Consider the following 13,301-nt stretch of genomic DNA (forward strand, 5'->3'; position numbering starts at 1 on the left):
ACATTTTGCAAACATTAGCATCAAAATATGTTTTTTGCGAATACTTTCACCGCATCTTCTTGCATATTTGGTAAAACATGAGAATAGATTCTTAAAGTTAAAGAGATATCCGAATGACCCAAACGTTCACTCACAACTTTTGGATGGACTCCTTGTTTTAATAATAGAGTTGCGTGTGTATGTCTTGTGTCATGAAATTTAATTTTCTTAATCCCAGCATTTTCGATTACCTTATTAAAGTGACTAGTAAAAGTTGATCTTGTTGTGACTTTCCCTAAATTGTTACAAGTGATTAAATCTAAATCATGGTAGGCTGGACCGATTCGTAATTTATCTTTATTTATTTGAAGTTTGCGCTTCTTTAATTCTTCAATTACCTCTAAAGGGATAGGGATTGTTCGCTTTGAAGAATTATTTTTTGCACTGGCTTTAATTTTATTATCATGACCTAATGTTTGGTTAATTGTAACTGTATGGTTATTGAAATCAACATCTTGCCAGCGTAACCCTAGAACTTCTCCCAAACGCATGCCTGTAGTTATTGCAAGAAGATATCCAATATGATATCGTGATTCTTGTGAATGTAATAAAAACTGTTTTACTTCTTTCTCTGTCCAAGTCTGGATGGAGCTTTTTTCTGTTTTGGGTATCACAGCTAAAGTAGCCGGATTTCTAGAAATAATATTTTGTTTTACAGCTAGATTTAAAGCTGCTCTTAGGACCCGATGTTGAAAGAGTATAGTGTTGTTTGCAATGCCACTATTCACTCCAGATTGATAGCATTTTTGTATGTGCATAACATTTAATTTATGAAGTGGAATCATGCCTATACTAGGTATAATATGTGTGTTTATACTAGACTGATATCTAGATAAGCTACTCTTTTCTACACTCATCTTTTTAATTTCTAACCATTGAATCAAATAGTCTTTTAAAGTAACCTTAGATGGCTCTACAAACGTACCTTCATTCAACTCCGTTATCTTCTTCGCTATATCATTTTCAGCTTCTTTTTTTGTTTTATAACCAGAAAACCACTTTTGTCTTCTTTTTCCTGTCTCTGGATCAGGACCGATATCAATAACGATACAGTACTTATTTCCTCTTTTTCGAATATGTCCTTTCACTTAAAACACTCCTTCATTTTGTTTTGAATCATGTTGTATAAGTCTAGTTGTAATTTTGCTGCTATGAAAATTACATAGTTGGACATATCAGCGATGGATATATTCTACCATATATGAATAAATTCAGTTATAGGATATGATTGTCATCCATTGTTAAATAATAGTAAAATATTAATACGATTAGATAAAGGGGGAAGAAGACTATGAGAGAATTCACAAAGGATCCAGGTGGGCATAAAGTAATTTATTCTGGTGGCTGGAAGGCAGAATTAGACCCAGGAACAGGTATATAGTATACATAGGAGGAGCCTAACGGCTCTTTTTTAATGAATAAAATGAGAACTTGTGTTCTATTTTGGGGTGATTAGTGGTAATATATGCATATAGGGTTCTAAAACACGAAATGCAAAATTACATATTTTATTACTTTTAACACGAGAAACGTTGTTATATAGCGTTTTTCGGACTTTCTCAACAATTGTCTGATTACTGCATGACCGAATTTTGGGAAATTTGTGTTATTATGAAAATAAAATATAACTGGACGTGAAAAAAGACCCACGGTGTAAGTAGTGTTACCAGCACTCTTACACTGCCCCCTAACCAGACTAGGGAACATTGTCGCGGATCTTGTACATAACTATTATAACACAACTTAGAGTGAGAGTGACACGTTCTCCTTTTTATGTAAAAAAATGGGGTGACGTGTCTTTTTTGTCCAAAGGGAGGACAAAATGGAAGTGCTATTAAAAAAGATGCACGAAGACTTAAAATCTAATGGTTACACGAATCGTAAATTAGCAACTTTATTTAATGTTAGTCACACTACAGTGAATAGTTATTTTTCTCAAAGTACTAAATTTGATTTTATGCATTATGTCGAAACATTAAGATTATATGAACCGAATAATCTTAACTTTAGAAGAGAATCGTTATTGAAGTCTTTTGAATATTTGTCACCTAATAACGAAAGATTGGGACTTGAAGTATTGAATATGTATGGTGAATTTGAATTGCAAAAGTTTTTAATTTCAAAAATTTTAAATCGGAATGATATCAATAAAAATGCAAGATTGAATAAAAAGATAGCAGAAATATATCAATTATTATCAATGCGCAATGAAGGGTTTATAAACAAACATGAGTTTTTTCGAGCGGTTGATGAGTTTAGAAAAACAAAGAAAATATCTACTAATGAATTAAAGATAATTTCTGACTTTGCGTTAATATATTCACATCTTAATTTTAATGATCATAAAATGGTTATGAAATATACAAAACAATTGATTCCGTATATTGAGGATATAAAAAAAGGAACTTTGAAAACCTCTTTTACTCTTAGAGCGAAAGAGATGTTAGCTACAAGTAGCCATCATGCAAATGATTTAGAACAAGCTAGAAAATATTGTTTTGAAATCATTAATGAACCTTTAAATAAATACGAATGCATGAAGGCGTTAGCTTATTGTATTTTAGGAGAAACCTATATTTTCGAAGACTATAGTATAGCTAAGTATTATTTTGAACAAGGAATAGTAACATTAGAAAATCCTTCAAATCGAAAATGCATAGTTAGAAAAAAAGCTATAGAGAACACACTTAATTTCTTGAAAATTTATTGGAGAAAGGAATTGGAAAATATCACTCCTACGGATATAGCTGAAGAGGCGTTTTTATATGCAGTAACCGATCGTAAAGAACAAGCTTTACTCTTGTTAGATAAGTTAGAAAGAGAAAACAAAAAGTTAAGTCCAATTCAAAAATACTATAAAGGCTTAGCAACGGGTGGTCAAAAGTATTTCAAAGAATCAATTGCAGATTTTGAAAAATTAGGGGATTTTTTCTATTCCGGGCTATCAAGAGAGTGCTTAAAATGATATAATAAAATCATGAAAAGGAGTGATAAGATTTGAAGTTAAAAGCTATAAAAATAGTAATAGCAGCAGCAATTATTGCTTGTGTAGGTTTTACACCAATACATAATGAAAAAGAATCATCACAACAATCTAAAACTCCAATTGAATATAGAATGATGGTCGATCCTGGAGCAGGAGGCGGCTGAAAATAAATAATGACGCTATCATATAGATAGCGTCATTCGTGTTTTATAAGGAGTGGAAAGTAAATGACCGAATGGTCAAAAACTTTCCAATATGTGTATAACTAAAAGAGGATGTAGGGGGAAGAACAAATGGAAGATATGATCAATCAAGTTTTATTGATGGAAAAAACTGAGGGGGTAAATGTTGAACATTTACGCAATTTATTGAAAGAACTTTCTGAAAAAGAAAAAGGGTAAAATAAAACTCCGTAGACAATTGGAAGTCTCACGGAGTTTTATTTTTAGATATAAAGCTTTGTATTGTCGATTTAAATAAGTCTTTGTTTTCCTCTGAAAGTTGGTTGATTAGTTTCATCCATTCGTTAGTTTCTTTACCGATTTCCTCTGATTCTTTAACTGTTAACTTCTCATGAATTGCTCTTCCTAATAAATAATCAACAGAAACCTCATATATGTCTGCTAATTTAGTTAATGTCCCATAGTCAGGTTTACGTCTTCCAGATTCATAACTAGATAAAGTTGCTTTGTTTACGTCTAGTTTCTCAGAGATGAAAGTTTGTGTGTAACCTTTCTTTTCGCGACACGCTTTCAATCTTTCGTTTAAGTTCATAATAATATTATTCCCCTTTATAAAAAATATCCCAATGTGTAGTTTGCAACATTTCGCATTGCAAAGTATTGTCCATTAATTACAGTATATATACTTTCTGACAACATTTCACTATCTGTAAAAATTTTTTTTACAAAATGACAAAAGAGGGTTTACATTTACGAATTGACAACATATAATGAATACAAGAAGTTGTCATAACGACAACAGTGGGAGGTGAGGCGGATATGACATTCGGTAATAGAGTCCGAGATATTCGCAAACAAAAAAATATAACACAAGATAAGCTAGCCAAGGAGCTTGATTTCAGACATGCTTCAGCGATTTCTTTCATTGAAAATGGCAAGAGAAGATTGGATGCTGAAAAGATACCTACTTTAGCAAAAGCTCTTGGAGTATCAATAGATGCCCTTTTTTTTGACCAAAATGTTGTCATATCGACAACGTTCGAGAGGGAGGTGAAAGAAAATGAATCAATTACAAATCATTAACAAGAATGGACAACTCCTAGTAGAAAGTCGAGAAATTGCTGAAATGATTGGAAAAAGACATTCCGATCTACTTCGAAGCATCGAGAATTACATATATGTTTTAGAAAACGCAAAATTGCGTTCTCATGACTTCTTTATTGAAACAAACTACACAACTGAAGGTAATAACAAGACTTATAAAAATTACCTTCTAACACGAAAAGGTTGTGACATGGTAGCTAACAAATTAACTGGAGAAAAAGGAGTTCTCTTCACAGCAGCTTATGTAACTCGATTCGAAGAGATGGAGAATTCATTAAGAAAACAAGACCCATTTAGCCAAATAGAACTAATTGCGACAGGTACAACACAACTCAACAGACGAGTAGAAAAGCTAGAAGTATTCTTTGATGAAAGATTAACAGTAGATTACGGTCAGCAACAAGTAATAAGAAGTGCATTAAATCGAAGAGTGTACAAGCTTTGGGATGATGGAACAATTAATCAAGTTGTTCATAACAGCAGAAAGAAACTTTTTGCAGCAGCCTGGAGAGATGTAAAGTCAGCATTTGCGGTAAACAGTTATTGCAACATTTTACAGAAAGACTTCAATGAGGCGATATCATACATAAATGCATGGCGACCAAGGTTAGTATGATTAACTACCATTAATACAATTTGGGAAGGAGCAAAACGATATGGGATTAGATCAAATCATTAAAGAATCAATCCGCGAAGTTGTTCGAGAGGAGATACAAGCAGCATTAGCTTCATTTCAACAACAAGCACAACCAAATAAAGTAATGAGAGTGAAAGAAGCGGCAGCTTATCTAAACATAGCAGTTTGTCGAATGTACGAATTAGCAAACCACCCACAGTTTCCAGTGATTAGAGATGGACGTAAACTACTTTTCCTACAAAAGGATTTAGAAGCTTGGCTTGAAACGCAAAAGGAGGTGATCTAGTGGAAGATACAACATCATTAGTTATATTCGCAATGTTTATCGCGTGTAGCACGTTGTTACTTTACATTACTTACGAACCGATAAAAAGATGGGCTTGGAGTGACGTAAAACAAAATAAAAAGACCCACGGCAATGGGTCCTTTAAGAAAAAACACTTGTTATAAGTATATCACGGAAAGTAGGGAAATAGTACATGCGTTTAACTGAATATCAAGTGCTATTACCTAATAGGTTTTGGAACTTAACAGAGAGCAAGGATGAATTAAAGCAAATGATTGAACAGTATTTCAAGGCTGGTTATCCGCATTATGAAATTAAACGAATTATCAAAAGTGGACAATCACGTATAGCAATTTGCATAAGGGAGGATTAACTAATATGGCTATATTTAGGCAGGTACATACATCATTTTGGAATGATGTCAAAGTACAAGAAGAATTCACACCGGAAGATAAGTATTTTTTTCTATATTTATTAACAAACCCACAAACAAAACAAATTGGTGTATATCAAATAACCAAAAAGCAAATAGCTTTTGAAACTGGATACTCGCAGGAAAGTGTACGAGCGTTGATGCAGCGATTTGAAGAGTATCATAAATTGATTAAATATGATGATCAAACAAGAGAAATGGTGATATTTAATTGGGGAAAATACAACCTAAAGAGAGCTGGTAAACCAATTGAGGATTTAATAAAAAAAGAATTGAAAGACGTCAAGAACGTTGAGTTACTCGTTCCAATTTATAACCACATAGAACAGCCATCTATAAAAAATATATTTGCTGATTTCTTATCTAATCACGAATCCACGAAGCGTATCACGAATCGTGGTACGTATCGTGGACAAGAAGAAGAAGAAGAAGAAGAAGAAGAAGAAGAAGAAGAAGACTCATCTTCGGACGAATCTGAACAGCCAATAGCAATCCCTTATAAGGAAATTCTCGATTACTTAAACGAAAAAGCAAAGAAAAAGTATAACCATAAATCAGAAGGTCATAGAAAGTTCATTCGTGCTAGATGGAATGAAGACTATACAGTTGATGATTTTAAGACAGTCATTGATAACAAAGTGCCGCAGTGGTTAGGGAAATTTGATAAAGATGGAAAGACACTTGAACAGTATTTAAGACCAAGTACATTATTTGCGCAGAAACACTTTGATAATTATTTAAATGAAACTGTAAAAGGAGAGAATTCAAATGCAAGCTCTAAAAAGCACAAAAACAATGAATTCATTCAAAAATACGACTTCTCAAAACGCTAGTCAAAGATATGTACTTTCATCTAATAGATGCACGAATGTCTTTTTAGTAGGGAAAGAAAAATTTAAAGACGTTTGCAGTAAGCGCATGTTGATAGATATAGAAACAAATGAGGAATTTTGTCCTCAATGTAGATCGGTAGAAAAAGAAGATCAGAAATTAGCTATAGAAACACTAGCTATAAAAAAGAAAAACGAAATCATTCATTTATATGATTCATTTGCTGATAACAGTTTAATAAATGACAAACTCAAAAAAGCCACATTCGAAAATTATTTACCACCTAAAAAAGAATTGGCTGATGCGAAAGAAATGATTATGAACTTTGTTACTTCATTTAATAAAGAAGAGCCAACAAGCATCATTATTACGGGTGATTATGGAGTAGGAAAAAGTCATTTGTGTGTGGCAGCCATCAAAGAACTTATGAAAAAAGGTCACAGTGCAATGTTTATTCAAATGAATAAGCTATTTACCAAAATCAAATCAACTTGGAATAAAAACAGTGAAATGACAGAGGACAAGCTTATGTCCCTTCTAGCAAAAGTTGATGTCTTGATTATCGATGATTTTGGAGCGGAATTCACAGAGAAAGATAAAGAAGGCGTTACATGGAAGCAAACGAAGACAAACGAAATCGTAGATAGCCGTATAGGTAAAAGCACTTTATTTACTACTAATTTTACGATTGGTGAATTAGCAGGGATGTATGGAGAACGTGATTTTAGTCGGATGATGGAAAACGCTGAAATGTTAGAAATGCATGGTGATAATTATAGATTACGCAATTTCAAAAAGGAGGAATAAGCATGTGTGTATTATGCCGTAATACAGGAATCATTCGTAAAGAAACTTATCCGGGTGTAATTGAAACGAACGGTTGTAATTGTGAAGTAGCAAAGCAACAGCAAGCAGAAAATGATAATCGTTGGCAAGCATGGTTAATAAAATTCGAATCAATGAAACAAGAGTTACAACGTAATAAACAACAAAAAGTTAGTTAACAAGGGGGAGAAAGCTATGAAAAATACAGGTGTTGCAAGAAAAGTGGACGAGCTAGGGCGTGTAGTAATTCCGGTAGAGTTACGCAGAACTTTGGGAATTGCTGAAGGAACAGCACTAGACTTTCATGTTGATGGGGAAAACATCGTTTTAAGAAAACATGAAAAGTCATGCTTTGTAACTGGTGAAGTTTCTGAATCAAACATGGAATTGCTCAATGGTCGAATGTTTTTGAGCAAAGAAGGCGCAAGTGAATTACTGGACCTTCTTCAGAAGAGTGGGATGGCACATGCCTAAGCAGTTAAATATTTTCGATGTAGAGCCAACAATTTGTGAGTTCGATGTAATGAAAGCCAATGTTAAGAAAGGAACTGGACGCAATACATACGCTGATGTACGCGTCCAAGTTCCAAAGAATGCAAAGTGTACGGATGAGTTACCACGCACAACTAAACAAGATGATCGTTATGACATCTTTGAACAATATGCAATGGCGATTTGGAGATTCCAGCGAGCTGTAGATAAGCTTTTTAATTGGGAAACAGCGGAAGAATTGTGTAAGGCAGCAAGGGATAAAAAAGAAGCAATTCCAGTACGAATCTATTTAGGAAGTGGCTTTAAACCTGATGTTGTCGAGTACATGCGTTAGTAAAAGGGAGATGGACATATGAAAACAATAGAAATTGATGTTAGCAGCAACAAACTTTATATAGTCAAGGACGGGAATGTTACGGCAGTTAATCCGCCAATTAGTGGATTCGGTGAGCAAGTCGCTGTATGGGTTAACGGTAAAGTGGATCGAGTGGATACTAAGTTTACTGAAAAGATAAAATAATCATTTTTAGAAGGTGGGTTCGCTTATGAGTGTAGCAATAAATCATGAAGCGATGAAGGAATCAAGGTTAAAGATATACATCGCTTTAGAAGAAGCTAACTTCATTTGGGATGAAAGGGACATTATAAGGTTTCGTGAAATGTGGAAACAAGATATGAGTTTACCAGACATGGCAAAAGCATTAAGGAGACACCAATCAGAAGTGGCGCTTCTTGTTATAGATCAAGCTGATAAATATATGATTGAAAACCGTCCAATCGGATTAGGAGTTTGTTAAAGAGAGGGGAAAGCAAAATGAAAGCAATGGAAAACGGTGTATATGCAACAACTAAATTAATCAGTGAATCAAAGGGAGGACAAGCTGTAATGAATATCAATCAAATTTGTGAATTAGATCAATATCAAGAAGCAACTTTACGTACATGGAATACAAATAATGATTTCGGTGGACGTGTTTTAAATGCAGCATTAGGGCTTACGGGAGAAGCTGGTGAGGTTTCGGACATTGTAAAAAAAGCTATTTTTCATGGGCATGGATTCGATCCGGCTCATTGTCCAGGAGAAGAAGAAGGGAACACGCATAAAATCGCTTTAGAGCTGGGGGACATTTTGTACTACATTTCAATCATGTCTCACGAAATGGGATACACCCTAGAAGATATCGCTCAAATGAATATATCTAAATTAGCAACAAGATACCCAGACGGATTTAGTCGAGAAGCTAGTCAAAAGCGCGTGGATGTGAAGTAAGACCAAATTTGAATTTTATAGAAAAAGAACAGCTAGCAAAGCTAACTGCTCAATTAATTATAGAAGATAAATATTTATATTTTCATAGTGAGATTAGTCATTGCTATTTTTAATTAAATTGGATCACCAGGGTATTTTATAGCAGAAAACCCGCGATTTCCGACTTGAACTGATGTTACAGTCTCACTAAATCCCCCTATATTCGCCATAATACGATAAGGAACCGGATTTGGTGGTAATATCGGGTCTCCAGGAAAGTCTACCCAAGTAAATGTGGAGTTAAAGGGATATAGAAAATCACCATCACTACCGGTAGCGTAGTTCCCGGATATAAATGCCTCTGTTAACAACATATTATCACGGAATAACTGATAGGTAATGGTATCTAAGTTAAAGAAATTATCTTGATCCGCTCCAATGTGAACACTAATATCTGTACCTATTGTCGCATTTAACAGGACTCTGTCACCAGTATTTTCTATTGGGACAAAGATCTCCATAATTAGAAAGTTATTTGTATTTGGTGGAAGCTCTATAGAGTCAGGTTCTGGTGCAAAGGGAGTGAAAAATAGGGTCGGTCCAGTCGGTCCAGTCGGTCCAGTTGGTCCAGTTGGTCCAGTCGGTCCAGTCGGTCCAGTTGGTCCAGTTGGTCCAGTCGGTCCAGTCGGCCCAGTCAGCCCAGTAGGCCCAGTCGGTAATGTGAATGGTGGGATGGGAGGAAGTGTAGGTCCAATCGAACCTGGATTTAGTGCAGCGGAAGATAAAAACTCGTCCATTTTATTTCACCTCTGAAAGTTTGTATTACTAATAGTAAATGCATTAGTAGAGAAAAGTGAAATGGACAAGCGGTTGAATTTATGAAATTTAATAAAATAGTTATTTAACAGAAAAGGATGATGGAAAATGAAGCTGATATTTGAAATGTTAACTGTAGCTTGATATGTATATACAACTTTCGCAGGGGTCGCGGTCGAATATTCTCACAATAATCGACCGTGACAGGTATCCGAATCATTACATTTGGGGAACAGGACGGAAGCATACCACGGTATTGTTGCAGGAATCCAGACGGACCTGCGCGCTTGCCCCAGCGTTAGCGAGTGCAGTCACGGCATTCAAGATAGCAGGTCTTCTGCCAGATCTGACAGCTGCGTTATAGGCCACGACAAGGGGACGAATTGGATCGGTGGGGGAGTATTGATCAAGATGCGCTGGGTGATAGATCGTCTGCGTCGTGACGTTCGCTGTCAGCGTGATGCCTTCTATAGTGACACCAGTCAGCGTTGTCCCGTTAAATGAAGTGAGTTTGTACGTAAGTTTGTAACAGTTTTTCATATTTGCACCTCCTTTATAATTAGATTTAATATATTTTATGCTTGTCCAACAATACAGTGTGGACACTTGCATAATTATAAAAATTAATAAATTGATGGAGATATGAAATTATTTAATCCTAACAAAAACGCTATTTTAGTAGAAAACGAGGTGAAGGCATGAGTCTTACTTTTATAGATTTCTATGCAGGAATTGGTGGTTTTCGATTAGGCATGGAACGGGCAGGACATAGATGTATTGGTTATGTAGAATGGGATAAGTTTGCTAGAAAATCATACGAGGCAATTCATAATACAAAAGGAGAGTGGACGGCACATGACATTAACAAAGTTAAACCAGGAACAATACCAGCAGCTAACGCTTGGTGTTTCGGATTCCCCTGTGGCGATATATCAATTGCAGGAGAAAAAAAAGGACTTGCCGGAGCAAGATCTGGATTATTTTACAAAACGATTGAACTCCTCAAAAGCCAAAAAGAAGAAGATAAACCTCAATACCTTTTCATTGAAAACGTTAAAAACTTGTTTTCAGTTAATGGAGGATGGGACTTTGCCAGAATTCTCATTATCCTGGATGAAGTTGGGTACGATGCTGAATGGGAATTGCTCAACTCAAAAGACTTTGGAGTCCCACAGAATAGAGAAAGGGTATTCATTATCGGACATTCTCGAAGATACAGTAGACGAGAAGTATTTCCTATCAGAAGAAATCGTACGGAAACTAGTATTGAAATGATAGGTAGTACACAACCTGAAGGATCTTCAAGGTTAGGAACTAGAGATAGGGTATATGATTCGCAAGGGATTATGGCAACTTTAAGCGCAACAGATTATAAACAACCTAAACAAGTTCTTGTTAAAGGAATGCTCGATATAAAAGGAAAAGAACAAATAAGAAGAGTTTATGGTGCAGAAGGTATTTCACCTTGTCTGACTACAATGCAAGGTGGAGGGCAGGAGCCTAAAATTATTCAATACAACATTGAAATGCCTGTAACTGTCAGAAAATATGAAGTGGATATAGAAAAACTAAAACGCATATTAAAAAGTTCTAAAGAGAATAGCAAGCAAAGTATCAAACAGATTGCTGACGAATTAGAAGTGAAAAAGACAACTGTAGAGCATTGGTTTAGAAGTGATCAGTGTTTCTCTATTCCTGATGCGAATATTTGGCTTGGACTTAAAAAGGTATTAAAGATAGAAACGGATGAATTTGATGCAGGTATTACAGAGTTTATTGAGAAACCGAACGCATATGAAAAGGCAGGGCGAGTTTATCATGTGGATGGGATTTCACCAACGTTAACAAGGACATCAGCAGATGAAAAGATAATCCAACCTGTATTAACACCAGAACGATTAAAAATACGTCAACAAGGAAGAAGAATGAAAGAACCTGGAGATCCAATGTTTACATTAACAGCACAGGATAAACATGGTATATATGATGGTTTTCGGATTAGAAAACTCACACCAAGAGAATGTTGGAGATTACAAAGTTTTCCTGATTGGGCATTTGATCGAGCGCAGGAAGTTAACTCTCCTAGTCAGCTTTATAAACAAGCGGGAAACTCAGTGACTGTATCAGTCATTTGTGAAATAGCAAAGAGATTAGTATAAAAATTTCATTTTGTAGTAATTTGAAACACCAAAAAGAGCACTAAATAAAGTGCTCTTTAAGGGAAAAGTGAGATATTGAAAAGTAAATTAGGGTTTTTGCTTCGAGATAATATATGAACATTTCATCATAATGTGACGATGAATCACAAAAGAGCAGCTAGCAAAAGCTAACTGCTCACCCAAGAAAAACAGAGGAAAGATAACCATGTGACTTTAGTATTTACGGAATATTGAGTTTTATTCAGGGGTAGATATATATTGTAAAAAAAATCAAGGTTAAACCCAATAAAAAATAAGCATTGCAGTAAAACAAGATAGAGTCGTCAACAAGGTAAACTTTGCTGCAACTTTCCATTGTTCACTTTTAATATTTGAAGAGGAAAAAATATATTTTCTAGCTCCAAAACCTAATAAACAACCTCCGCATACTAAAGTTAACAGTCCAATGAGAAATCGTGAAGTTGGAAAGCTAGTAGTAGGATCCATAGCGGTTAAAATCAACATTTTAAATGATAGATGGAGAACGAGTGTTAGAACAAAAAAGTAGCTAATAGCTAGTACCCATTTATTCATACTTTTCATAAAAGCGACCTCATTTCTTTGGGGTTAATAAAGTGAATTTTTTCTAATTGACTATATTATATCATCTGGGAACACTCGGCTTTGGGTATGTTTAAAACTTAATAAAATAATCCTTTGAATAGAAAGTGAGGTTAGGTGAATGAAAGATAATGTAAAGCTATTAGGCGCAGATGGAATGTGTGGAATGGAGTTTAAAGAGAATAAAGTCAATGTTTATAACAATGAAGGATACGTAATGGAAAGTATGACAACAAGGGAGCATGTTCAGGAAGTTATTGATTTTCTTGAAGAGTGTAAAGGACAAATGGAATAGAAGGTGAGGTTAGGAGAAATGTCTAAATTAAAGAAAAAGAAAACCAGAAAAGCTATTGCTCGACGTGCGAAATCCTTTGAAAAATATAGAGTTAAAAACGCTTGGAGAAACATATTTGTACAAGCTGGTATTTTAAAGTGAAAAGAAACTGAATATAGTCCGGCTAGAAAACTAGAGGACACCAATTTTTAGAGCAGCAATCAAGCTGTTTTAAGAAATGGTGTCCTCTTTATTTTTGAAAGGGGATGTAGAGAATGAAGAACTTAAAAGATCAAATACGTGAATGGAAAAAGCAATCTAAGCAAGTAAAAAAGAAACATAAGAAAAAGAAAGAAGAGAAGCTAACTACTCGTGAAATTGAAGATTT

The 13,301-nt window shown here is 34.8% G+C and carries 23 protein-coding genes; 18 read left to right on the forward strand and 5 right to left on the reverse strand.

Annotated elements, in window-relative coordinates:
- Positions 1–20: 20 nt before the first annotated feature.
- Positions 21–1,127 (reverse strand): site-specific integrase, encoded by a 1,107-nt coding sequence (locus DN408_RS28655; protein WP_147740478.1) that lies wholly within the window; start codon positions 1,125–1,127, stop codon positions 21–23.
- 734 nt (positions 1,128–1,861) lie between these two features.
- On the opposite strand from DN408_RS28655, the gene DN408_RS28660 reads away from it, so the two are divergent.
- Both DN408_RS28660 and DN408_RS31680 read left to right on the forward strand, forming a co-directional pair.
- Entirely contained in the window at positions 1,862–3,004 is a 1,143-nt protein-coding gene (locus DN408_RS28660; protein WP_147740479.1) for an AimR family lysis-lysogeny pheromone receptor, read from the forward strand.
- A gap of 32 nt (positions 3,005–3,036) precedes the next feature.
- A complete protein-coding gene (locus DN408_RS31680; protein ID WP_179957919.1) occupies positions 3,037–3,189 on the forward strand; it encodes a hypothetical protein in 153 nt (50 codons plus the stop codon).
- A 265-nt stretch (positions 3,190–3,454) separates the two neighbouring features.
- Here DN408_RS31680 and DN408_RS28665 read toward each other — a convergent pair whose 3' ends face one another.
- Entirely contained in the window at positions 3,455–3,799 is a 345-nt protein-coding gene (locus tag DN408_RS28665; protein ID WP_147740480.1) for a helix-turn-helix domain-containing protein, read from the reverse strand.
- 227 nt (positions 3,800–4,026) lie between these two features.
- Here DN408_RS28665 and DN408_RS28670 point away from each other — a divergent pair, with 227 nt between their 5' ends.
- The 13 genes from DN408_RS28670 to DN408_RS28725 are packed head-to-tail and all read left to right on the forward strand — an operon-like array spanning position 4,027 to position 9,085.
- The gene (locus DN408_RS28670; RefSeq protein ID WP_147740481.1) at positions 4,027–4,290 is read left to right on the forward strand and encodes a helix-turn-helix domain-containing protein; all 264 of its coding nucleotides are present in this window, start codon (positions 4,027–4,029) and stop codon (positions 4,288–4,290) included.
- Positions 4,268–4,927 carry a Rha family transcriptional regulator gene (locus DN408_RS28675; RefSeq protein WP_147740482.1) on the forward strand — a complete coding sequence of 220 codons (660 nt, stop codon included), beginning with the start codon at positions 4,268–4,270 and terminating at the stop codon, positions 4,925–4,927. The genes DN408_RS28670 and DN408_RS28675 overlap by 23 nt, the downstream gene beginning before the upstream one ends.
- Positions 4,928–4,967: 40 nt before the next feature.
- Positions 4,968–5,234, forward strand: a complete 267-nt coding sequence (locus tag DN408_RS28680; protein ID WP_147740483.1) for a helix-turn-helix domain-containing protein — start codon at positions 4,968–4,970, stop codon at positions 5,232–5,234.
- On the forward strand, positions 5,234–5,398 hold the full coding sequence (locus DN408_RS31685) for a hypothetical protein (RefSeq protein WP_179957920.1): 165 nt from the start codon (positions 5,234–5,236) through the stop codon (positions 5,396–5,398). Before DN408_RS28680 ends, DN408_RS31685 begins: the two co-directional genes overlap by 1 nt.
- A 29-nt stretch (positions 5,399–5,427) precedes the next feature.
- Positions 5,428–5,607, forward strand: a complete 180-nt coding sequence (locus tag DN408_RS28685; protein ID WP_147740484.1) for a hypothetical protein — start codon at positions 5,428–5,430, stop codon at positions 5,605–5,607.
- Positions 5,608–5,612: 5 nt separating this feature from the next.
- The gene (locus DN408_RS28690) at positions 5,613–6,500 is read left to right on the forward strand and encodes a conserved phage C-terminal domain-containing protein (protein ID WP_147740485.1); all 888 of its coding nucleotides are present in this window, start codon (positions 5,613–5,615) and stop codon (positions 6,498–6,500) included.
- The gene (locus DN408_RS28695; protein ID WP_370458405.1) at positions 6,463–7,305 is read left to right on the forward strand and encodes an ATP-binding protein; all 843 of its coding nucleotides are present in this window, start codon (positions 6,463–6,465) and stop codon (positions 7,303–7,305) included. The genes DN408_RS28690 and DN408_RS28695 overlap by 38 nt, the downstream gene beginning before the upstream one ends.
- Before the next feature lie 2 nt (positions 7,306–7,307).
- Positions 7,308–7,502, forward strand: coding sequence for a hypothetical protein (locus DN408_RS28700; RefSeq protein ID WP_147740487.1), 195 nt, complete (start codon positions 7,308–7,310; stop codon positions 7,500–7,502).
- A gap of 16 nt (positions 7,503–7,518) precedes the next feature.
- Positions 7,519–7,797 carry an AbrB/MazE/SpoVT family DNA-binding domain-containing protein gene (locus tag DN408_RS28705; protein WP_147740488.1) on the forward strand — a complete coding sequence of 93 codons (279 nt, stop codon included), beginning with the start codon at positions 7,519–7,521 and terminating at the stop codon, positions 7,795–7,797.
- Positions 7,790–8,149, forward strand: coding sequence for a cell division protein SepF (locus tag DN408_RS28710; RefSeq protein ID WP_147740489.1), 360 nt, complete (start codon positions 7,790–7,792; stop codon positions 8,147–8,149). Before DN408_RS28705 ends, DN408_RS28710 begins: the two co-directional genes overlap by 8 nt.
- Before the next feature lie 18 nt (positions 8,150–8,167).
- Complete coding sequence (locus DN408_RS28715) at positions 8,168–8,335, forward strand: DUF3954 domain-containing protein (protein ID WP_098297620.1); 168 nt, start codon at positions 8,168–8,170, stop codon at positions 8,333–8,335.
- A gap of 25 nt (positions 8,336–8,360) precedes the next feature.
- Positions 8,361–8,612: a helix-turn-helix domain containing protein gene (locus DN408_RS28720; RefSeq protein WP_147740490.1), complete on the forward strand. Its 252-nt coding sequence runs from the start codon at positions 8,361–8,363 to the stop codon at positions 8,610–8,612.
- A gap of 17 nt (positions 8,613–8,629) precedes the next feature.
- Positions 8,630–9,085: a nucleoside triphosphate pyrophosphohydrolase family protein gene (locus tag DN408_RS28725; protein WP_147740491.1), complete on the forward strand. Its 456-nt coding sequence runs from the start codon at positions 8,630–8,632 to the stop codon at positions 9,083–9,085.
- A gap of 113 nt (positions 9,086–9,198) precedes the next feature.
- Here DN408_RS28725 and DN408_RS28730 read toward each other — a convergent pair whose 3' ends face one another.
- The gene (locus DN408_RS28730) at positions 9,199–9,861 is read right to left on the reverse strand and encodes an exosporium leader peptide-containing protein (protein WP_147740492.1); all 663 of its coding nucleotides are present in this window, start codon (positions 9,859–9,861) and stop codon (positions 9,199–9,201) included.
- A 238-nt stretch (positions 9,862–10,099) separates the two neighbouring features.
- Entirely contained in the window at positions 10,100–10,420 is a 321-nt protein-coding gene (locus tag DN408_RS28735) for a hypothetical protein (RefSeq protein ID WP_147740493.1), read from the reverse strand.
- Positions 10,421–10,632: 212 nt separating this feature from the next.
- Here DN408_RS28735 and dcm point away from each other — a divergent pair, with 212 nt between their 5' ends.
- Positions 10,633–12,039: a DNA (cytosine-5-)-methyltransferase gene (gene dcm / locus DN408_RS28740; RefSeq protein ID WP_235712305.1), complete on the forward strand. Its 1,407-nt coding sequence runs from the start codon at positions 10,633–10,635 to the stop codon at positions 12,037–12,039.
- A gap of 276 nt (positions 12,040–12,315) precedes the next feature.
- Here the strand turns inward: dcm and DN408_RS28745 are convergent, their stop codons facing one another.
- Entirely contained in the window at positions 12,316–12,621 is a 306-nt protein-coding gene (locus tag DN408_RS28745) for a hypothetical protein (RefSeq protein WP_147740495.1), read from the reverse strand.
- Positions 12,622–12,760: 139 nt separating this feature from the next.
- Between DN408_RS28745 and DN408_RS31690 the strand changes: the two genes are divergently transcribed.
- Both DN408_RS31690 and DN408_RS28750 read left to right on the forward strand, forming a co-directional pair.
- Positions 12,761–12,934 carry a hypothetical protein gene (locus DN408_RS31690; protein ID WP_179957921.1) on the forward strand — a complete coding sequence of 58 codons (174 nt, stop codon included), beginning with the start codon at positions 12,761–12,763 and terminating at the stop codon, positions 12,932–12,934.
- A gap of 18 nt (positions 12,935–12,952) precedes the next feature.
- A complete protein-coding gene (locus DN408_RS28750) occupies positions 12,953–13,075 on the forward strand; it encodes a DUF3983 domain-containing protein (RefSeq protein WP_002010097.1) in 123 nt (40 codons plus the stop codon).
- Positions 13,076–13,301: the final 226 nt, after the last annotated feature.

It is taken from the genome of Bacillus sp. AR13-1, from assembly GCF_008042285.1.
Taxonomy (GTDB): Bacteria; Bacillota; Bacilli; order Bacillales; family Bacillaceae_G; genus Bacillus_A; species Bacillus_A mycoides.